Source organism: Alteromonas genovensis, assembly GCF_010500895.1.
Taxonomy (GTDB): domain Bacteria; phylum Pseudomonadota; class Gammaproteobacteria; order Enterobacterales; family Alteromonadaceae; genus Alteromonas; species Alteromonas genovensis.
Genome location: NZ_JAAAWO010000005.1, coordinates 45,078 through 68,584, shown reverse-complemented (window position 1 = coordinate 68,584; position 23,507 = coordinate 45,078). Strand labels below are relative to the sequence as shown.

General features: G+C 44.5%; 12 protein-coding genes. All 12 read right to left on the bottom strand.

What is annotated here, in order from left to right:
• Positions 1-95 precede the first annotated feature (95 nt).
• Complete coding sequence (locus tag GTQ48_RS08325) at positions 96-4,427, bottom strand: alpha-1,6-glucosidase domain-containing protein (protein WP_163106261.1); 4,332 nt, start codon at positions 4,425-4,427, stop codon at positions 96-98.
• Between the two features lie 83 nt (positions 4,428-4,510).
• Positions 4,511-7,591, bottom strand: a complete 3,081-nt coding sequence (locus tag GTQ48_RS08320) for a TonB-dependent receptor (RefSeq protein WP_163106260.1) — start codon at positions 7,589-7,591, stop codon at positions 4,511-4,513.
• 543 nt (positions 7,592-8,134) lie between these two features.
• Positions 8,135-9,628, bottom strand: coding sequence for a tryptophan halogenase family protein (locus GTQ48_RS08315; RefSeq protein WP_163106258.1), 1,494 nt, complete (start codon positions 9,626-9,628; stop codon positions 8,135-8,137).
• A 201-nt stretch (positions 9,629-9,829) separates the two neighbouring features.
• A complete protein-coding gene (locus tag GTQ48_RS08310) occupies positions 9,830-12,697 on the bottom strand; it encodes a TonB-dependent receptor (protein WP_163106257.1) in 2,868 nt (955 codons plus the stop codon).
• Between the two features lie 385 nt (positions 12,698-13,082).
• The gene (sucD, locus tag GTQ48_RS08305; RefSeq protein WP_032094181.1) at positions 13,083-13,955 is read right to left on the bottom strand and encodes a succinate--CoA ligase subunit alpha; all 873 of its coding nucleotides are present in this window, start codon (positions 13,953-13,955) and stop codon (positions 13,083-13,085) included.
• Positions 13,955-15,121: an ADP-forming succinate--CoA ligase subunit beta gene (sucC, locus tag GTQ48_RS08300; RefSeq protein WP_163106255.1), complete on the bottom strand. Its 1,167-nt coding sequence runs from the start codon at positions 15,119-15,121 to the stop codon at positions 13,955-13,957. Before sucC ends, sucD begins: the two co-directional genes overlap by 1 nt.
• Positions 15,122-15,274: 153 nt before the next feature.
• A complete protein-coding gene (gene odhB, locus GTQ48_RS08295) occupies positions 15,275-16,780 on the bottom strand; it encodes a 2-oxoglutarate dehydrogenase complex dihydrolipoyllysine-residue succinyltransferase (RefSeq protein ID WP_163106253.1) in 1,506 nt (501 codons plus the stop codon).
• A gap of 9 nt (positions 16,781-16,789) precedes the next feature.
• Entirely contained in the window at positions 16,790-19,609 is a 2,820-nt protein-coding gene (gene sucA, locus GTQ48_RS08290) for a 2-oxoglutarate dehydrogenase E1 component (RefSeq protein WP_163106251.1), read from the bottom strand.
• Positions 19,610-19,785: 176 nt separating this feature from the next.
• The gene (locus GTQ48_RS08285; protein ID WP_032094185.1) at positions 19,786-20,496 is read right to left on the bottom strand and encodes a succinate dehydrogenase iron-sulfur subunit; all 711 of its coding nucleotides are present in this window, start codon (positions 20,494-20,496) and stop codon (positions 19,786-19,788) included.
• Between the two features lie 14 nt (positions 20,497-20,510).
• Entirely contained in the window at positions 20,511-22,283 is a 1,773-nt protein-coding gene (gene sdhA / locus GTQ48_RS08280; RefSeq protein ID WP_163106249.1) for a succinate dehydrogenase flavoprotein subunit, read from the bottom strand.
• 1 nt (position 22,284) lies between these two features.
• Positions 22,285-22,632 (bottom strand): succinate dehydrogenase, hydrophobic membrane anchor protein, encoded by a 348-nt coding sequence (sdhD, locus tag GTQ48_RS08275; RefSeq protein ID WP_032094187.1) that lies wholly within the window; start codon positions 22,630-22,632, stop codon positions 22,285-22,287.
• Positions 22,626-23,000, bottom strand: coding sequence for a succinate dehydrogenase, cytochrome b556 subunit (gene sdhC, locus GTQ48_RS08270; RefSeq protein ID WP_163106247.1), 375 nt, complete (start codon positions 22,998-23,000; stop codon positions 22,626-22,628). The genes sdhD and sdhC overlap by 7 nt, the downstream gene beginning before the upstream one ends.
• Positions 23,001-23,507: the final 507 nt, after the last annotated feature.

The following is a 23,507-nucleotide window of genomic DNA, read 5'->3' as shown; positions in this document are numbered from 1 at the left end:
AAAAGGAAAAAAGAGGTACGAATAAAAAACCGCAATATCGTCGATATTGCGGTTTACATTTGTTTCGTCGGATACACGCTGAGCGTGTTAAGAATTTACTTCATGGAAACAGTCAGCGTTGGCATTGCACCATCAGGACCTGAAACTTTGAATTCATACAGCCCAGCTTCAGCCACATCTATCATCAGGTTGTTATTACTACTTCCCAGAATTTTTGGTGTACCTACACTTACCGCATTGGTCGCTGAGTCATTAGGGTTGCCTAAGTTTACCGTTGACCAATCTTCTGAGGCGACTTTGAACTCAACCGCTCCAGCACTCAACTCTACCTCAGCAACATAATCACCAGCACCTAAATAGGAGAACCTATCAACGGCCTCCCAACCATTCATGCCACCACGAACATATACATCGGTTTCACCCCAGAAATCCTCTTTGTACACACCAATAGTAGGTGCATCCTCATTTGACACATTAAAAACAAATACATAGCGATCGGCATTTTCAATAGTGAGGATAAGGTTATCATTGGTCGCTGCCAATCCAACGGACTGCCCAACAACCACATTTCTATCACTGTCGTCGCTACTAAGCGCTCCGAAATTAACGGTACTCCAGTCTTCAGAAGCGACTTTAAATTCATAGGTACCAGGCTCTATATCTCGAGCAAACGTATAGATACGGCTTCCTTGGTACTGGAATTCTTCAGCGGTTCCCCAATCGTTCATTGCACCACGAAGATACACTGGCGTGCCAACATAGGGCTCCTCATTCTCTACTGTCAACACTGGCGCTTCGCTTTCACTGGCATTAATAGTAAATAGATACGTAGCATCGATTGACGGCGTAAACGCAAGGTTTGTATTGGTTCTACCTAATACTTTTTCAACGCCATCCGTTACCGTACCATCATCACCTTCTACTGCTCCGAAGTTCACCGTATCCCAGTCTTCAGATGCAAACTTAAACCCATAGGTCGTCCCGCCAACAAGCGGTACCGAAACGTTATAAATACCGTCACCTTGATAGGTAAATGCATTATCTAAAGACCATCCATTCATGTCGCCACGTAAATAGGCCGTAGTATCGCCATAAGGCACCACATCAGGAGCGCCTGATGTCGCAAATGCACTTAGCCCGTAGCCTTGCGCACCGGATTGAGGCTTAACAAAAACGGCAATGGTTAACGCTGGTACAGTAAAAGTGCCATTGCCATCATCACCTTCTGTAAACATTGCGCCTCGCACGCTGCTGTCAACTGAATTTGCATGAGTAGCATGTAAAATAAAGCCTGTGGCAGTATTTACTGTAATGGTTTTCTCATTATAGCCCGAGTTAATCAGAACCATAATCGCGTCATTCATCATATCAATATCGGCACGAACAGTATCATCAGTTTGGGCAGCACCATCGTCGATGCTCATGGCAATTAAGCCTTTTTGCTGATTACTGCCAATATTATGAAAACCAATGCGATCGATAATATCGCGAGCGTTAGTTAACCTAAACAAGGGGCTGGACATCCGAATTGAAAGTAGCTCTGCAAACACATCAGAGGCAAACATTATGTCAGCTGTCGATGCGGCGCGCTCTGGGTTGTAAATGAGCTCGCCCATTTCTTCCCAGCGAGCCTCATTGTCTTGCGCAAGTGGTAAACCTACATTCCAGTTGTTGGTGCCATAGGTAAAGTCAACATAGTTAAACCAGTCACCGGAATCATAGGTATTGCGGTCCATAGACTTAGAGCGCAGCATGTCGCCGCCCATTTGTAGAAACGGAATGCCTTGAGCGACTAAGTTAATCCCCATGGCCACATTTTGCGCTCGAACGCGCTCTTGCAAGCTGATGTCTTGCGGCAATGTGTAGTTCAATTGATCCCAAAGGGTTTCATTATCATGCTTAGACACATAGTTAATGATGTCTGCCGGATCTTCAGCGTAACCGCCTAAATTACTGGTGGCCCCCGCACTACCCGATGAAGTCTCTAGAACGTAGTCTTTCAGTGTGCCAATCAAGCTCATTTTTACGCGGTCTTGGTCGCTAAGCAGCGCGTCTGAGTCAGGAGAGAAAATGTTCCCCTGACGGATGGCCTCGCGAATACGATCGTTAAACGTGCCAATTTCAGAACCTGCCATATTTAGCTGATTAGCCTGCTCATAACCCCGCTCTATCTTGGTCCACCCCTCGCCGTAGAAATAATTATCTTCATCAACTGTCTGCACCGCTTCACGCAAACGCAGCATAGTGTCTTTAGTTGCCTGGCTCATAATGTCAAAACGGAAAGAGTCATATTTGTAGTGCTCAGCCCACATGAGCAAAGAGTCCTCCATAAACTTTTCCATCATCACATTGCGCGGTTCTGTATCATCACAGCATGTTTCGCGAACAATCGCTCCAGTATCTACCTCATAACGGTGGTAGTACCCTGGTACCGTTTTATCGAGTACAGACTTTGAAAATACCCCCGACGCGTTTGTATGGTTGTACACAACATCAAGCGCAACGCGAAGTCCCATTTCGTGCAGCGCTTGCACCATTGCTCGCATCTCTTTAATGCGCTCTACACCTTCAGCACTTGACGCATAGCTTCCTTCAGGAGCATTAAAGTGATGGGGATCGTATCCCCAGTTAAATGTGTCTATACCGCGAAGATCATTAGTAAGCTGTTGCGCTTTTGCCGCTTCAGCAAGAGGGTCGTAGCTGTTATACACGTCTATCAGACGCGTATTTTCATTCTCTTCTTCGCATACTGCTGCCTCATTATTTAAACGACATAGCTCTCCCACGGTGTCATATAAATCAACTGTATTCGTAGGGTCTTCATCGATGGTGGCAATATCATTTGCCGGTAAAATGTGAAAGTAGTTCAGTCCTGCGTCAACGAGCTTTTGAAGATGCGCAACAGGTGCTGTGCCCTCCTCCGTAAAGGCGAGGTACTTGCCGCGATTTTCTTCAGACGTAGATTCGTCCAAGACACTAAAATCTCGTATATGCCCTTCGTAAATCACGGCATCTTCAGGGTTTTGGATAGTTGGAATTGTGTGAGAATCCCACCCTTCGGGTTTTAAGTCTTCATCTGCAAGATTCACAAAGCGTGAGAATCGTCCATTGGTGCTTAGCGACACTGAATAAGGGTCGGTGACCAATAATGTTTCTATATTGCCCGTATTAGGATGAAATACCGTTATTTCATAACGATATAGTTGTCTATCTAACGTGCTATCACCCTCGTACTTCCAAATGCCTGAATCGTTATCACGCACCATCTCAATACGCTCTGATAAACTCTTATTGTCGTTGTAAATAAGCAATTCGACATTAGACGCGGTAGGTGCCCACACTGCCGCAGTTATGCCGCTGTCGTGATAAATTCCACCTAATAGAGCTTCATCTGCATCATTTTCACCTCGAGTGAACAATGCATCAATCGCATTAGCAAGCTGAAGTCCGGTTGCAGCAACTAGATTACCTTCGCTGTCATACCCGCCTAGCGCAGTTTGTGTGGTGATAACGCTTTTTGCATCATCAACAGACCAATTACCTTCCCAAGCAGTTAGTTCACTCAAATGAGGAGCCAGTGCCGCCTGCTCATCAGTTAAGGTTGAAGGAATCAGTTCGACAATCGTTCCATTGATGCCATTTTCTAACGTACTTTCTAAATTCGCCGTAGCCGAGTAATGTAATTTAACTGTGGCTACTGACTCAGGTACGTCCCACAATATGGTATTAGCATCTAACCAGTGGGCGCCAAAACCCTCAATATCAACTGCCTGAGGCCCCAAAGACATAATAGGGAATTCGAACAGCGTAGGCTCGCCTGATAGCGTAAAGTTCATGCGCACAAATGTTTCGTCATCCTGAACAAGAGACGCTTGAAAATCGCCTCCGCCCAGTTCTTTACCCGCATCATCTGTACCTTTATGGATGATAAAGTTGTGACAATCGTCATAACCTTCTTTGAGTTCTAAAATCCAATACGCGCCATAGTTTGCGTCTACCCCATTATGCACACGCCCGTTAGCCCAATCTGTATCGGCGTCGGCATACGCATCGCAGGTATCATTATTCCAAGTATGTAAACGCCAGCCTTCGTAGGCCGCATCATTACTACTATTGTCTGCATCGACTGCTGCCCGGTTGTAATACAGTACAGCTTGGTTTTCCCCCGGGGTAAACACTGGCATAGGCAGAGACGGATCGGCGCCGACGACACAAGCGTCATTGGTTTCGTTAGGTACAGTTGGCGCTTCACACGCAATAGGCGGAGGCGCAACACACTCAGTGCCCGTTTCATCGGGTACGTTAGGCACGTCACAAGTTAATAATTGGTTGGTGCCAGACTCTACATCCGAGCCCCCACACCCTGTTATCATAAAAGCGCCTACTATCAGCACGGCTAACCGCCATACTCTTAAGCGAGTAAACATAGTGTTCTCCTGATTTGTTCTTATATTTGTAGCTTTTATTTTGGCTTTAAATAATGGGATAACGTTGCACAAGGCTAAAGATTTCATAATCGGTATGTCATCCCTAAGAAGTACTGAGTGCCAAAGTATTGAATAGTGCCGGTTTGTTCTTGTGACGAGAAATAGCTGCGAGTGGGCTCATCGGTAAGGTTATTTACCTGAAACAATACGCTCCAATTCTCGTTCAATTCGTAAGACGCTTGATAGTCAACGACAAGCTCAGAATCGAAATTGACCACCTGATCGTTAACGGCAACTTGTTGAGAAACAAACGAATCTCTAAAGCGTGTGGAAAGTCGGGTTTCAAATCCCTCGTATTCCCAAAATGCGGTAAGAGTGGCTACGTTTTCAGACAAACCAGGCAGGTTCGTTGCGTAAATGCCATCGCCAAGTGTGCGCTGGATCTCACTTTCTGTGTATGAGTAGCTTGCGCTTATGCCTAGTCCAGACCAAAAACCAGGTAACATGCTGTAAATTTGCGTATAGGCGATTTCGATACCACGAATGTAGCCACCTTCTGCATTGTTAACTGCTGTACTGTAGCTCCCGTTCTCTGTAGGCACCGTAACAAATAGCGGGTCACCGTTAGCATCTACGGCTAACTCTGACTCCTGGCCTGTAAATTCTGGCGTTAAATACACCGGTACTTGCACAGAATCAGGCGTAACAATGCCATTCCCTTCAAAGTCGTATGGGTCTATTTCGATGTCTTCAACAAACGATTCAATATCCTTGTAGAAGCCTGCTATAACTAATGCACCTTCGGTTTCGCTGAAATAGTACTCCCAAGACACGTCGTATTGAGTGGCGTAAAATGGCTCTAAATACGGACTATTACGGGCGTTACCATTGACTCGAGCAGTTGGCGTAGATAGGGTTATTTCCCCAGAATCTCGGTCTTGAAACGCGGTAACTACCTCTACGTTTGTCGAAGCATTTGCAGCAAAACGATTTATTGGTGCCCGCCCCATAACCTTTGCAGCAGCTACACGTAATTGCATATCGTCGTTAAGCTGAAAATTTAGGTTGATTGAAGGCAGCACATCGCTGTATTCGTGGCTAAGTAATGCAGGTCGATAAAAGTTATTAATAAGGCCTACATCATCGGTAATGTTTTGCGCACCCGCAGTTGGGTCGCTAACTTCTTCGGTTGCGCCGGTTTCTAAATCAGAAATTAGCTGCGTGGCACGCTGAAGCGTGGTTGAGCGTTGTTTACTTTTTACATAACGTACCCCCACGTTACCGGTGACAGGTAAACTTCCAATTTCCGTATTGATTGCTGCCATTAAGTAGGCTGAATTCACAGTTTCAAATACGTCGCCACTTTCTTGTAACGTCCAAGCAGTTGCCGGTCCTGTGCCTGGGCCATTTATTACCCCTGCAGCACCAGGCCCCCAAGTTTGAACCGGTACCGGCCTGCCGTCTGGAAACCACGCGTTTAGTGCACTGTCCAAATCTACTGACAGATAACTGGGGAAATAGCCAAAGTCGCCGCTCCAGTCTACCTGTTCCACCATCTCGGAGGTTAGTTTTAGCGGCGGTTGGCTTACTGAGAATGCGCTGTCGTTTCCATACTCAAACACAGAGCGATCGTTGTTATATTCTCTGTCTGAATAGCGGTAACCAAATTCCAAGCCGGATATAACGGGTGAATCTATAAAATATTGAAAATCAATTCTGTAGGCATCTAATTCGTCTTTATTTTCAAACGGGTAAATACCATACTTGCTTACCATCACGCGGTCGGTGTCGGTGAATGCGCTCATTTGATTAAAACCTAGGTCAGGTAGGTCTAATCCATTGAGCAAATACGATATTTGCACGTTCTCATCGAAAACCGGATTGGCTACATTGGCGTCTTCTCCCACTAAAGACCACAATAAACCGTTTCTAAAGTCGCTTTCAGCAGTAGAACGAGAAATATCAAACTGAACCGCTAGGTCGGCACTTATTTCCCAATTGGCGTTCACACCAAAGTTTGCAACGCTATCAAAATCTTGATTGTCATCGTTTACCAACTCTACGCGAGTAAAGCTATTGTCTGTGCGTGAAAATGTGCCGCCAATCACGCTATTGTTTACAACGGTAGGGTTAGTGATCCCTGCATTGATACCGCCCAGTTTTACTCTAAAACCTCGCGCGAAGGCTTCAGAGTCAAACTTTGATATAAAGGCGTCGGCTTTTAGCGTAAAGGTGTCGATTGGTGCCCATTCAATGGCGGCCACATAACCATCGCGAGTTTCCTCCCCTCCTTTGTGCTGCATTTCAAACCCTTCGGATATATACTCACATTCCACACATGAGTCAGGCCCATCAGCGTCACCCTCAATGCCGTCTACATCCACAAGTCCGTTGTAAGCCAAGCCTATAAACTGAGTTGAAACACTCGGTTGAAATAAGCGGGCATACCCTAACGACACGCCTACCGTGTCATCTAAAAATTTACCTTGATAGGAAAAGCTAAGACGATGGCCGAATTCCTCTGCGTCGGAAACTTCTGATGCCCTATCGTTATACATCCCTCGCATATTGGCGCTGAATTTATGTTGCTCCTGCATTTTAAGAGGAGATGCTGTCTTTAATTCAACCGTTCCAGCAATACCCCCCTCAATAAGAGAGGCTTTCGGTGATTTATACACCGCAGCTTCACTGATGAGCTCCGAAGGATATTGGTCAAATTCAATAGCGCGGCTACCGCTTGTAGAAACCTGTTCGCGGCCATTTAATGTTGAAAATACAAAATCACCAGAAAGCCCCCGAATGTTTATCTGTGCTGCTTGGCCACCGGTGCGAACCGCTGAAATACCCGGAAGTCGAGTTAGCGCATCAGCCATTGATACATCCGGAAGACCGCCTAAGTCATCCGCTGAAATCTGCTCAGACACTGTGTCTGAAAAACGCTTTTGGTTTAAAGACTGAATTAAGCTCGTACTAAACCCTCGTACTTCAATGCGCTCAAGTTCTTCCCGTGGGGGAACTTCAACCGCTTGCGTTGCATTAGCTTCTGTGGTGGTTTTGGCTTGTGGATTGTCGGCCTCTTCCTGTGCATGGAGGGGCAACGACATAAAGGCCACCCCGCTGCTTATCAGGGCTGCCATTATTGTGCTGGGTTTAAATGTTTGCATGGGTGTCCCATTCTTTGTTTATTATCGACAAGTTAGGACTACAACAGCTAATCCGGTCCTTAACTTGCCTCTTTTGTTCCAGTAATGAATCTTACTGTTTTGTACAAAAAGGGAGCAATGCTATGCATACGTATTCATTTACATATCTGCTACATATATTTCAAATTCGTTCTATTTAGAAACACTTAAGTTACAAATAGCGGTAACCGGTTTCTATTAGTTTTGATTTAAATATGTTAAAAATCAGAGTGCTAGTAAGCAATCTAGAAGGGTAAGATTAAAAAGGATATGTAGAAAAGCAAAAAGGAGTTTAGTAAGAAATATTAGATAGGTGATTAAAAGTTAGCCATTAAAGTATGAACGCAGATAACGAGCGAAATAAGCAATTAGAGTGATTGAACAACGATAGAGGTAAATAAAGAAGGGGTAAACACAGAGCCTTTGGCATAGAAGCACGCAGGCTCTGTGTTGAATCGAGCGTAGCTAAGTGTTTATAAAACCTGAGTGAACGCTTTGTATTTTAGGTAAATAAGCAAAGCGATTTTATAAGCCGCAAAACTGTTTAATAAACATATCGTGAGTCGCAATTTTTCCCACGGGTTCATTTTTGATATTTTTGATATTACGCATTAACTCTAAGAGTTTCTCATCAGACATGGCGTTTGCCAGTGGGTGGTAATCGTTAGCGTCAATGCCCTGCCCCATCATCACCTGTAACCATGAGCTCTCTAAGAAAAGGTCGTTTTGCTCTCTAAAAATATTTCCCGATGCCTTAAATAATTCTATTTTATGGGTGAGGCTTTTTGGTACTTCCATGTTTCTCACGTCACGCCAAAACTGGCTATCGTTACGTTCGTTTACATGATAATGCAGAATTATAAAGTCGCGAATTTGCTCGTATTCCAATTTTGACTGCTGATTGTACTCATCTATCTGTTCTTGCCTAATGCCATTGTGTGGAAACAGATGAATTAAGCGCACCACGGCTGACTGAATAAGATGAATACTGGTAGATTCCAACGGCTCAAGGAAGCCGCTAGCCAGCCCTACCGCAATCACGTTTTTATTCCACTGCTTGCGTCTACGACCAGTTTTAAAGCGTATAAAATTAGGGTCGGCCAGTGGCTTGGTGTCGATATTATTAGATAGAATATCTAGTGCCTGATCGTCACTGTAATAGTTACTGCTGTACACAAGGCCGTTGCCGTTACGATGCTGTAAGGGAATACGCCACTGCCACCCAGCGCTGTGTGCAATTGAGCGAGTAAACGGGCTTGTGTTTTCATGACGCTCTGAGGGCATTGCCACAGCGCGATCGCATGGCAGCCAATGGGACCAGTCTTCATATCCCGTATTGAGGGTTTGTTGGGTAAGCAAGCCTTTAAACCCTGAGCAGTCGATGAAAAGATCGCCACTTATTGAGGTGCCATCTTTTAACGTGGCGGCTTTTATATAGCCGTTTTCGCTATGCTGCTCTACACGTTCTATCATCCCTTCTTTACGAACAACCCCCATTTCTTCGCATTTCTTACGAAGAAAGCGAGCGTATAGCGAAGCATCGAAGTGATACGCATAGGGCATTTCAATGATGGGATCAGGGGATTTTATGTGAGCAAACTTTCCCGCCTCGCAGGCAAGATAGTTGAGGTCGTATTCCCAAATAGAGTCTTTCAGACCCAATTCTTGCGCGCGTTTGAAGTAATGATGAAAATGGCAAAACGCAAAACTTTTACCCGGCGCACCAAAGGTATGATAATAACTATCACCCTGCTCTTTCCAATTCTCGAAACGAATAGCGAGCTTCATGGTAGCTTTCGTTTCTCTGAGAAATTCCTTCTCATCCAAACCGAGCATTTTATTGAGCAGTATAATAGGTGGTATGGTCGCCTCACCCACGCCTACGGAACCAATCTCTTCTGATTCTACTAATGTTACGTTAACGCGAGAACCTAATAGACGCTTGATAACTGCAGCTGAGATCCAGCCAGCTGTTCCACCACCCACAATTACTACATCTTTTACTGCTGTGTTTGTCATAGTTTTGCCACTGCTACTTGTAAACTTCACCTTTTTATTAACGCTTTAGCGTACTTTTCTTTGCTTTAACGGTAATAAAAAGAAGGGATTTACGATAAAAGGCCCCAATCAGCATGACTATTTGGGGCCTTCATTTTTATTTCTATTACTTTGTTTATACCACTTTTAAAGAGAGCGGCACAAGTTCAGTACTTTCAAACATTAGAACGTATAGTTAACGCCTAACAAGAAGTTGCGTCCATACTGTTGGAATTCAGTAATTTGACGCGCGTCGCCTGGGTTAGTACGGATAGTTGGCTCATCGGTAAGGTTTTGACCTTGCAGAGTAACCCGTAAACCGTCTAGTGCCTCAATACCAGACTCGCTAAAGTCATAACCGATTTGCGCATCCCACTGTTCAACACCAGCATCCTGGATTTGCGCTAATGAAAGACTAACTGCTCTTGTTTCTGTGCTAAAGGCATCACGCTTGGTGCCAGAAACACGTACTTCAAATCCATTGCTTTCATAAAACGCGGTGAGTGAGTAAGTTTCATCTGATAGTCCTGGTACTGCATCGCCGTTGTCTAGATCACCGTCTAGGAACGTTGCACTTGCGAACATACCGAAACCTTCAAGAGATTCGTGGAACAAATCAAACGGAATACTACCCTGTACTTCCCAGCCTCTAACGAAACCTTCAAGGCCGTCTTCACGGAAACTCACCACACCGTTAAATGTTGCTGGTGGAACGATATCGTTCTCGTCTAACACGTCATCGCCGTTGATGTCGGTTTGACCTGAAGTCTGATGGAAGCCTTCAATGTATGACTCAGAAAAATCACCAATTGTTTGGCCGCTAACGTGCCAGTTAGTTAGGTCTTTGTAGAAGAAACTAACAGCTACGTAACCAGAATCTGCAAAGTAATTCTCATAAGCAATGTCGAATTGGTTTGCTTGAAGTGGTCTAAGTTGTGCATTACCCGAGCTTGCAGACCATGGTCCATTCGCTACGTTTTGAGAAATAATTTGCTGATCGTTAAACGTGAAGCTAACCGTGTTGTTAGGTCTCATGTCATCCATACGTGGACGGCTCAACACTTTACCCATCGCGGTACGGATAAACTGGTTCTCAGCAACCTCAAAGCTTAAGTTAAGCGTCGGTAGAATATCGTGATACGACGAACCATCAGAGATTGGCGTTACTGCTGTGAAACCTGTTGGACCGGTTGTTGTATTAAATCCAGTACCCGTTTGGTCTACATCGATAATTTGAAGACCTAGGTTACCTGTGATGAAAATACCACGTAACTCAGTATCAATGCTTAACTTGGCGTATGCAGTCAACAAATCTTCAGTAATAGTATAAGTGTCACCGATACGACCGTTTTCAAACAGTTCTGCTTCAGTTTCAATGTAGTAGCCACTTCTGTAAAGCGCGAGACTGTCGTAGGCTACAACACCTTCCACACCAATGTGGCTTAAGTCAGCTACGCCAATAGGATTTGGAATAGATTCTGAACTTGGCCATAGTGGAGAGGTTAAGAAAGCACCATTGTTGTCTTTTGCTTTTTCACGCTCTTGATAATTTACACCAGCAGTGAATTTAGAGAACATGCCCCAATCAACAAAACCTTCAATATCAAGTCTTACTGCATCTAGCGTTTCATCAAAAATTGGCTCATTCACGAAACCATCTTGCGCAGTGTCTGGACCAAAGCCTTCAACGCCTTGGAATTGTTCAACAGGCGCTAATGAACCGCCCCACGCTTGAGGACCAGCTAGTTGAATTAAAGATGGGTCAGTTAAATCAACACCGTCAAGCGTTGGGTGATCGCTGTAAACCGCACCTGTAGATGTCATTGTCCACGAACGCGGTGTAAGTGGGCGACCATCAACACCGGCGCGGCCTACACCAGAATAACTTTCAATATCAGTAATAGTCTTATCAACTTCACCCATTGAAACGTCTAAAGTTGCCGTCCAGTTGTCGTTAATGTTGTATTCAACATTAAGACCAAAAGTGGTTAGTTCCGCCTGTTGCTGACGTGAATCGTTACGGATTACTGAATGGAATCCATCGTAGTATCCTGATGTCACCAGACCGTCTTCTACGCCGGTAATGGTGTACTCGCTTGTACCCCACTCAGCACCACCTTCTTCAACGCCTCTTCGAACATCGTTTTCTTCAAAATCAATGTACAGTGCGTCAAATTGAATAGTTAAATCGTCGGTTGGCGCGTATTCAATAACACCGGCAATTGACGTACGCTCTAGCATAGCAGAACGAGTAAATGAGTCGTTACCGCCTAAAATCACAGTGCCATCTGGAACTTCAACACCTTCAGCTGCTTTATCAGGGTTTGCAGGTGCATATCCCCAACCACGGAAGTATTTTTCTTGACGCGGTGATTCCATATCAGCAACAACAAGCGCAACACCCAATGTGTCGTTTGCAAACTGATCAACGTAGTTAAACGATATTCTGTGACCATTGTTGTCAAAATCTGGGTTACCAGAATCTTCACCGTTCATCTCAAAGCTGCCGTTTATTGCAAACGTTTCTTTTGCTGTTAACGGGCTTACTGTTTGAATGTCGATGGTACCACCAATGCCTTGAGTCATTAGACCGGCTTCGGGTGTTTTATAAACAAGTATGTTAGAAACGATTTCAGTAGGGTACAAATCGAACTCAACCCCACGGTTATCACCCATACCTAATAGTTCGCGTCCATTAAGCGTTGTACCCACGTAGTTTTCATTAAAACCACGGACTGAGAGACCACTTGTTCTGCCGTTTCTACGCTCACCGGCTAAACCTGGAAGGCGGGCTAGTGATTCAGCAATAGAGGTATCTGGTAATTTACCAATATCTTCTGCAGAAAGTGCCTCTACAATTGAGGTGTTGTCCATTTTTATCGCTTGCGCACGTTGTAAACTTCCGCGGATGCCACTAACTTCAATGACTTCCACTGCCGTTTCATCAACTGCGTCTGTATCTGACTGCTGAGCTAGTGCAGGAGCACTACCAAAAGCAACGCCGCCAGCGATAAGCGCTGTCTTAATTAGGTTTGGTTTAAAGTGTTTCATAAAACAGGTGTCCCGTAAGGTTTCAATTTTTGCCTATTTAATTGTTATTGTGACAAAGAAATGACAATAGATTACATGGCGTAATGCTATAGAGGTGTGAGTTATTGCACAATTGCCTGCATACGTATTCAATCCACTTTTTCAACAATACGTTAACATTAGAGGTAAATTTAATTTTGTAATTTAGTTACGCAAAAGCCTTAAAAACGGGACTTCCAAGGGGATTTGTTGTTCTTTTGTTTCATCAAGGCAAAATAAAATGTAAATAAAATTTGTGTATTAAGACTAGTAAAAGATGATTAGCCATAAAAAAACCCGCTAAAAGCGGGTTTTTTATAACTATGTAAAGTAGCTAATTAAGATAGCTACTTGGCAAATCTATCACTTACCAACCAGTGGTTTCGCGTAGTGCTTTACCAATGTCAGCTAGAGAGCGCACGGTTTTAACGCCTGCATCTTCTAGTGCTTTAAATTTCTCGTCAGCTGTACCTTTACCGCCGGCAATGATTGCACCTGCGTGACCCATACGCTTACCTTCAGGTGCAGTCACACCCGCAATGTAAGAAACAACAGGCTTAGTTACGTTAGCTTTGATAAATTCAGCAGCTTCTTCTTCTGCTGTACCACCAATCTCACCAATCATAACGATAGCTTCTGTTTGAGGATCGTCTTGGAACAATTGAAGGATGTCGATGAAGTTAGAACCCGGAATAGGGTCACCACCAATACCAACACAGCTAGACTGACCGAAACCTTCGTCTGTAGTTTGCTTAACCGCTTCGTACGTAAGTGTACCAGAGCGAGAAACAATACCTACTTTACCAGGCTTATGGATGTGTCCAGGCATGATACCAATTTTACACTCTCCAGGAGTAATAACACCTGGGCAGTTTGGACCAATCATGCGAACGCCTTTCGCATTTACGTATTCTTTAACGTAAAGCATATCTAGCGTAGGAATACCTTCAGTAATACAAACGATAAGCTCGATGCCAGCATCAGCAGCTTCAACGATTGAATCTTTACAGAACGCTGCTGGCACATAAATAACCGTTGCCGTTGCGCCTGTTGCTTCTACCGCTTCACGTACTGTATTGAATACTGGAAGACCTAAATGCTCAGTACCGCCTTTACCTGGTGTAACACCACCAACCATTTGCGTACCGTAAGCAATCGCTTGCTCTGAGTGGAAGGTACCTTGACCACCAGTGAAACCCTGACAGATTACTTTGGTATCTTTGTTAATTAATACAGACATTATTTGCCCTCCGCTGCAGCTACAACTTTCTGTGCTGCATCAGTTAGCGACTCAGCAGCAATGATATCTAAACCAGAGTTCGCTAGAACCTCACGGCCAAGCTCTGCGTTTGTACCTTCAAGACGTACAACAACAGGAACATTAACACCCACTTCTTTAACCGCACCGATGATACCTTCGGCAATCATGTCACAACGAACGATACCACCAAAGATGTTAACTAAAACGGCTTTAACGTTGTCATCAGATAAGATGATTTTGAATGCTTCTGCAACACGCTCTTTAGTCGCGCCGCCACCAACATCTAGGAAGTTAGCTGGCTTACCACCGTGTAGGTTTACGATGTCCATTGTACCCATTGCTAGGCCGGCACCGTTAACCATACAACCTACGTTACCGTCTAGAGCAACATAGTTAAGTTCGAACTCAGCAGCATGCGCTTCACGTGCATCTTCTTGAGTAGGATCTTGCATAGCTTTAACTTTAGGCTGGCGATATAACGCGTTGCCATCAATAGCTAGCTTAGCGTCAAGACAGTGAAGGTCACCGTCTTCTTTGATTACAAGCGGGTTGATTTCAATCAATGCAACATCAAGATCTTCGAACATCTTGGCTAGGCCAAGGAAAATCTTAGTAAATTGTTTGATTTGAACGCCAGAAAGGCCAAGTTTAAACGCCATTTCGCGTGCTTGGTAAGGCTGAGCACCAACAATTGGATCGATTTCAGCTTTAAGAATTTTCTCTGGGGTTTCTTCAGCAACAGTTTCAATCTCAACGCCACCTTCAGTAGAAGCCATAAACACAACACGACGGGTTGTGCGGTCAACTACTGCACCAAGGTACAATTCGTTAGCGATATCTGTGCAAGATTCAACAAGGATTTTGCTCACAGGCTGACCATTTTCGTCAGTCTGGAACGTCACCAAATTTTTGCCAAGCCAGTTTTCTGCGAAAGCTTTAATAGCGTCAGTATCTTTTACTAACTTAACGCCGCCAGCTTTACCGCGTCCACCTGCGTGGACCTGACATTTTACTACCCACTCTTCTCCGCCAATTTTTTTTGCGGCATCTACAGCATCTTGAGGAGTGTCTGCTGCGTATCCTTCAGAAACAGGTAAACCGTATTCTTTGAATAGCTGCTTACCTTGGTATTCATGCAAATTCATGGTGTTTCTATCCGATTTTTAGTAAGACAAAAGTCGCAAATGCGACTTGATTAGTTTGGCTGATATTATCACATGAAATATCAGCGTTGCGTTAGAAGCAAACACAGCATAGACCATATTTGCCGCTAACCACAATTGCGTGAGACGGAAGTCTTAAACGTCTAGTAGTAGACGTGTAGGATCTTCAAGCATCTCTTTTACGGTTACCAAGAAGCCTACTGACTCTTTACCATCAACAATTCTGTGATCGTAAGAGAGTGCAAGATACATCATTGGCAAAATTTCTACTTTCCCATTAACCGCCATTGGGCGATCTTGGATTTTATGCATACCCAAGATAGCGCTTTGAGGAGGATTAATGATTGGTGTAGACATTAGTGAACCAAAAACACCGCCGTTTGTGATAGTGAAGTTACCACCTTGCAGGTCAGCCATTGCTAGCTTACCGTCACGCCCTTTAAGTGCTAATTCTTTAATACCTTTCTCAACACCGGCCATACCTAACGTATCGGTGTCTTTTAGAATTGGCGTTACCAACCCACGTGGTGTTGATACTGCGATAGAGATATCAAAATAGTTGTGATAAACAATGTCATCACCGTCTATAGACGCATTTACTTCAGGGAAGCGCTTAAGTGCTTCAGTCACTGCTTTCACGTAGAAAGACATGAAGCCAAGACGAATACCGTGACGCTTTTCAAAACTCTCTTGATACTGCTTACGCAATTCCATAATAGGCTTCATGTTTACTTCGTTAAATGTAGTAAGCATAGCCGTAGAGTTTTTCGCTTCTAACAAACGATTTGCAATTGTCTTGCGAAGACGGGTCATCGGAACGCGTTTTTCAGTGCGATTTCCAGCCGGTAGGTCTGGTGCTGCTTCGCTTGAAGCAGTAGCAGATGCTGAAGCTTTATTACCACCTTTTAGGTGTTTCTCAACATCTTCTTTTGTAATGCGACCATTTTTACCAGTGCCTTTAACACTAGAGGCATCAATACCTTTCTCCGCAAGCAGGCGACGAACCGATGGGCTTAATGCATCGCTGCTGTCATCACTATCGTCGCTATCAACTGCAGGAGCAGATGCAGCTGTACCGCCAGATGCGCCTTCTACAAATTTAGCAATCACTTCTTCAGCTGTTACCGTCGCGCCTTCCTCTGCAACAATTTCTGACAGTGAACCATCAGCAGGAGCTACCACTTCAAGAACAACCTTATCAGTCTCAATATCTACTAGATTTTGGTCGCGAGATACTGCTTCGCCAACTCCGACATGCCAAGTAGCAATAGTGGCGTCAGCAACAGACTCAGGTAACACTGGTACTTTTACGTCAGAGGCTTTTCCAGCTGGCGCGCTATCAGACTTGTCAGCTTTTGCTGGCTTAGACTCTTTCTCAGAGTCTGATTTAGCTGGCGCAGCAGCACCCTCTTCTAATTTCGCAATAACTTGCTCACCTAAGACCGTTGCACCCTCTTCGTTCAAGATCTCACCGATTGTACCGTCCGCTGGCGCTACAACCTCTAGAACTACTTTATCAGTTTCAATATCAACCAAGTTCTGGTCTCGTTTAACTGCATCACCGGCTTTAACGTGCCAGGTTGCAATGGAGGCATCGGCAACTGACTCTGGTAGAACCGGAACTTTTATCTCAATTGTCATTTCTGTTCCTTATTTAATAGTGAGAGCGTCTTCAATCAGCGCTTTTTGCTGCTGATTGTGAACGGATACATAACCTACTGCAGGCGACGAGGATGCTTCACGACCCGCATATGTTAATTTTGCACCTTCTGGAATTGCTTGCCAGAAATGGTGTTGGCTACAGTACCAAGCGCCCTGATTTTGTGGCTCTTCTTGGCACCAAACCCAATCTTTTACGTGGCTGTATTGTGCAACAACTTTAGCACATTCTTCTTGTGGGAATGGGTAGAGCTGTTCTAAACGAACAATAGCAACATCGTTTTGTTCATTCTTACGGCGTTGATCTAAAAGGTCGTAATATACTTTACCCGAACACATCACCACGCGTTTTACATCTTTCGGGTCTAAATCGTCTATTTCACCAATCACATTGTGGAACTTACCTTCGCTGAGTTCTTCAAGAGAAGATACAGCCAACGGGTGACGTAAAAGTGACTTAGGCGACATAACGATAAGTGGCTTACGCATAGGGCGAACCACCTGACGACGCAGCATGTTAAACACCTGTGCTGGCGTAGACGGAACACACACTTGCCAGTTATGGTCGGCACACATTTGTAAGAAACGTTCTAGTCGCGCTGAACTATGCTCTGGACCTTGACCTTCGTAGCCATGGGGTAACAAAACGGTTAAGCCACACAAGCGGCCCCATTTTGCTTCACCTGAACTGAGGAATTGATCGAAAACAACCTGAGCACCATTGGCGAAGTCACCAAACTGGGCTTCCCAAATAGTGAGGCAAGTAGGTTCTGCAGTCGCGTAACCATATTCAAACGCCATTACCGCTTCTTCAGACAATACGGAATCGTAAATTTCGATTTCGCCCTGACCTTCTCTTATGTGTTGCAGAGGAAGGTAAGTCGAACCGTCGGTCTGATTATGTAGTACCGCGTGACGATGGAAGAACGTACCTCGGCCACTGTCTTGGCCTGTAATACGAATATCTTCACCTGCATCAACAAGAGTAGCGTAGGCTAAATTTTCTGCCATGCCCCAGTCGAGAAGCTTTTCGCCAGCGACCATTGCTTTTCTGTCTTGATATAATTTGTTTACGCGAGACTGAAGCTTGTGGTCTTCAGGGAAAGACGTAATAGACTCACCCAATTCTTTAAGTTTTTCTACACTCACGCTGCCGTCGTACGGTGTATCCCAGTCGTGACCAAGATACGGAGACCAGTCGACGCTGTGTTCGGTCATTGGGCGCCACTCTTCTACAACACAAGCACCGTGATCAAGCGCCTCGCGATACTCTTGTAGATAGCGGTCCGCATCACGCTGCTCAATAACGCCTTCGGCAATTAGCTGGTCGGCATATATAACACGTGGAACAGGGTGCTTCTTAATTTTTTGATACATTAACGGCTGTGTTGCGTTAGGCTCATCAGCTTCGTTATGACCGTGACGGCGATAACAAACTAAATCAATAACCACATCTCGCTTAAACTTCTGACGGTATTCAAGCGCTAGTTGGGTTACAAACGCAACGGCTTCAGGGTCGTCAGAATTTACGTGGAAGATAGGAGCCTGAACCATTTTCGCAATATCAGTACAGTATTGCGTAGAGCGGGTATCTTCAGTCTTTGATGTTGTAAAACCAACTTGGTTATTCACTACGATACGCACAGTCCCGCCGACAGCAAAGCCTCGGGTTTGTGACATATTGAAAGTTTCCTGTACAACGCCCTGACCTGCTACAGCGGAATCACCGTGAATGGTAATAGGCAATACCGTATTAGTGTCGTTTTCGCGGCGAACAAGACGTGCTCGCACAGAACCAATAACCACTGGATTAACAATTTCTAAGTGGGATGGGTTAAATGCTAACGCTAAATGAACGTTGCCGCCTGGGGTGGCAAAGTCAGAAGAGAAACCAGCGTGATATTTAACGTCACCTGCACCAAGTGAATCGTCGTGCTTACCTGAGAACTCGTCAAACAATACTGAAGGGTTTTTTCCTAGCACGTTAACTAGCACATTTAGTCGGCCGCGGTGGGCCATACCAATAACCACTTCTTTAGTTCCAGCGGTGCCTGCTTTAGTAATTAGCCCCTTCAGCATGGGCACTAACGCGTCGCCACCTTCAAGAGAGAAGCGTTTTGCGCCAGGGAATTTAGAACCAAGGTACTTTTCCATGCCGTCAGCAGCAGTAAGCCCTTTAAGAATGCTTAATTTCTCGTCACGAGAAATTTCTGGCTTAGCCTGAACTGATTCGAATTTTTGCTGTAACCAACGTTTTTGGTCGGTATCGGTAATGTGCATATACTCAGCACCGATAGAACCGCAATACGTTCTGTTTAGCGATTTGACTAACTCACCTAACGGAAGCGACTCTTTACCAACGGCATATGAGCCTACGTTGTAAACTGAATCGAAATCATCTTCAGAGAGGTTGTGGTGAGAAAGTTCTAAGTCGCGAACTCTAGCTTGTTTCCAAAGCCCTAGCGGGTCAAGGTTAGCGTGCTGATGTCCGCGAAAACGGAATGCATTAATAAGCTGGAGAACTTTAACTTGCTTGCCGTCTGAACCACTTGCTGAGGGTGCCGTGGAACTAGACATTCGTGCAGTTGGACCTAACGCAGCAAGTTGCCTAAATTGATTTTTAATTGCTGTATGATTAGTTTCTAATGCTACGCCATCAAGATTGGGGAGGTTATCGAAGATTTGTCGCCATGTTTCGGAGACGCTTTGAGGGTCTTCCAAATAGGCTTCATACAACTCTTCAACATAGGCAGCGTTGGCACCTGCCATGTGCGAGGAATCCCACCACGCTTTCATCACGCTTTCTTGCATTTAATTTGCCTTGCTACGTTTTATAAAATCTAGTTAACAATCAAGTACTATTATAAGGCTATTCTCAACAGAACCAAGTGTTATCACTATGAATACATAAAAAAATAGCCATCCTAACTGGATGGCTATTTAGAGCATCAAAAATCTGTGACTAACTTAGTTAGTAAAGATTCGAACTAAACAGCCCGAGACAGAAGCATAGACTTTATTTGTCCAATTGCTTTTGTTGGGTTTAATCCTTTCGGGCATACGCTTACACAGTTCATAATACCATGACAGCGGAATACGCTAAAGGCGTCGTCCAGCTCGTTCAAACGCTCATCTGTCGCCGTATCACGGCTATCGATTAGGAAGCGATAAGCATGTAACAACCCTGCTGGGCCGATGAACTTATCTGGATTCCACCAAAATGACGGACAAGATGTTGAACAACAAGCACATAATATACACTCATACAGACCGTCTAACTTCGCACGCTCTTCAGGAGACTGCAAGTGCTCTCTGGCAGGTGGCTGTTTTCCATCGTTGATCAAGAAAGGCTTAATCTTCTCGTACTGAGTGTAAAATTGCGTCATATCAACAACTAGGTCACGTACTACGGGTAGACCTGGAAGTGGACGTACAACAATTTTGCCCTTTCCTAACGCTGAAAGTGGAGTAATACAAGCAAGACCGTTCTTGCCGTTCATATTCACACCATCTGAACCACATACACCTTCACGGCATGAACGACGGAAAGACAACGAAGCATCTTCTTCTTTCAATGCAATCAGTGCATCTAGTACCATCATGTCTTGACCTTCCTCTACTTCTAGAGTGTAGTCTTGCATGCGTGGTTTAGCGTCAACATCTGGGTTATAACGGTATATCGAAAATTCTAATTTCATTATCGTTACCTCTCTTAATACGTACGCGCTTTAGGAGGGAATGCCTCTCTAAGTTTCGGCGCCATATTGACATCACGTTTGAGCATTTTTTCAGTGTTCGGATCGTAAATGCTGTGGCATAGCCAATTGTCATCATCACGATCTGGGAAATCGAAGCGGCTGTGCGCGCCACGGCTTTCCGTTCTGAAATTCGCTGCTACTGCTGTGCTGTACGCGGTTTCCATTAGGTTATCAAGTTCTAGGCATTCAATACGCTGTGTATTAAAGTCTGAGCTCTTGTCGTCTAGGCGGGCATTCTGCAAGCGCTCGCGAATTTCGCCAAGCTCTTTCAGGCCGTCAGCCATTGCTTCACCTTCACGGAATACTGAGAAGTTAAGCTGCATGCATTTTTGCATGTCTTTCTTGATCTGAACTGGGTCTTCGCCCTTGCCAGTCTCTGAACTTTCCCAGCGGTTAAATCTAGCCATTGCTGCATCTAGGTCAGACTCTGATGCATCGCGACTTGGCGCCATATCTGACAGTGTCTTGCCAAGGTGCATACCCGTGGCGCGACCAAATACAACCAAGTCAAGTAGTGAGTTACCACCTAGGCGGTTTGCGCCGTGTACTGATACACAAGCAATCTCACCACAAGCAAATAAACCATTCACAACTTTATCGTTGCCGTTTTCGTCCACTGCTAAGCACTGACCGTCAACATTAGTAGGAATACCGCCCATCATGTAGTGACACGTTGGTATTACTGGAATTGGTTCTTTTACAGGGTCAACGTGAGCAAAGGTACGAGACAGCTCAAGAATACCAGGCAGACGTGATTCAAGTACGTCTTTACCAAGGTGATCTAGCTTAAGTTTGATGTGTGTGCCCCAAGGACCCTCACAACCACGACCTTCTCGAATCTCAGTCATCATTGAACGAGCAACAACGTCACGGCCCGCTAAGTCTTTAGCATTGGGTGCATAACGTTCCATGAAACGCTCGCCGTCTTTGTTGAGTAGATAACCACCCTCACCACGACAACCTTCAGTAACTAGTGTTCCTGCACCAGCGATACCCGTTGGGTGGAACTGCCACATTTCCATATCTTGAACCGCAACACCCGCACGTAGTGCCATACCAACACCGTCACCAGTATTGATGTGGGCATTAGTGGTAGATGCGTAAATACGACCCGCACCACCTGTTGCTAGTACTACCGCACGAGACTTGAAGTAAACGACTTCGCCAGACTCGATGTCGATTGCTGTACAACCAACAACGTCACCGTCTTGGTTTTTCACTAAATCAAGGGCATACCATTCAGAAAATACTTTTGTTTTATTTTTTACGTTCTGTTGGTAAAGAAGGTGAAGAAGCGCGTGACCTGTACGGTCAGCAGCAGCTGCTGTACGTGCCGCTTGCTCGCCACCAAAGTTTCTTGATTGTCCACCAAAAGGACGTTGATATACTTTTCCGTTTTCAAAACGAGAGAACGGTAGACCCATATTTTCCATTTCTATAATGGCTTCAGGACCTTCCTTACACATGTACTCGATTGCATCTTGGTCGCCGATGTAATCTGACCCTTTTACAGTGTCATACATGTGCCATTCCCAGTTGTCTTCATGTGAATTACCTAGCGCAACAGTAATACCACCCTGTGCAGACACAGTATGAGAACGGGTTGGAAAAACTTTTGATAACAGTGCACATGACTTACCAGACTGTGAAATCTGTAGCGCGGCACGCATACCTGCGCCACCAGCCCCAATTACTACTGCATCAAACTCGTGTACGGGTAAACTCATCTTACACTCCCCACAATACAAATAGGCCGACAGCTACGTAGCCAAAAGCGATGATATTTAGTATATATTGTAATCCCGCGCGCAGACTTGTTGACTTAACATAGTCTGATAGTACCTGCCAAAGGCCGATACGTACGTGGATCATCACTGCGATTAGTGCTGCCAATGTGAAAACTTTCATAGCTAAACCAGAAAATAACCCACGCCATTCGACGTAACTTAAGCTACCGCTGGTTATAAAGTACCACGCCATGAAAATCGAGTACGCGAAAATAATTGCTGCTGTCGCACGAAGTGATACGTAATCTTGTACACCATCGCGCTTCATACTTGCTTGGTTGGTTACCATAATGCAACTCCCAATACTACGGTCAGTACAATCCATAGTGCGATTATTGCTTTTGCACTATTGTTGCCTGACTCTAATTCTTCCCAGTGACCTAAATCCATAACAACATGTCTTAGGCCGCCTAGAATGTGATACGTCAGCGCTGAAGCTGTGCCTATTGCGACAAATTTTCCAAAGAAACCGTCCATAATTGCTTGAACATTCGCGAAGCCTTCAGGCGACTGAACAGATACTGCCCATGCCCAAATAACGAAAAGTAACGCGAAGAACATTGCAACACCGGTTACGCGGTGGAGAATTGACGAAATAGCAGAGGGCGGAAATTTAATAGTATTGAGTTCTAAATTTACTGGTCTTTGCTTTTTCACAATGTATGCCTGTTTAATCCGTAGGGATAAGAATTACTTGTATTTATTATGTCCTGAACAAGTGAATTCGCTTTTAACCTGTTAATTGCCTCATCCATTGAGTTGTTAACAATTTGTGAACTTATCTTTAATGCTTTTAACAGAATAATTATTCTAGTAATCAAGCACCGCCGAGTATATCCAGCGTAGTATATAATTACAATTTTTTGTGTCGTAGTAAGACTTTAGTCTGCATTAGCACTTTATTGGTAACTATTTTAAATAAAAAGAGATCACTATTGCTCCAAACCCTCCGCTTCTAACGTACAAACGCGTGATTTAGATTATCAGTGCTAGGTTTGTGTGACTATATTATATCGAGCAAGTTAATGTCTTTTAATGTAACTGATTAATTATTCTGCACGAAGTATATCGCTAGTAACGCAACTCATCATAAAAACGTCGATTAATGATTTACCTTTTCCCAAAAGTAATTAAAAATATTGGGGTATTAAGGAAAGCGGTGTT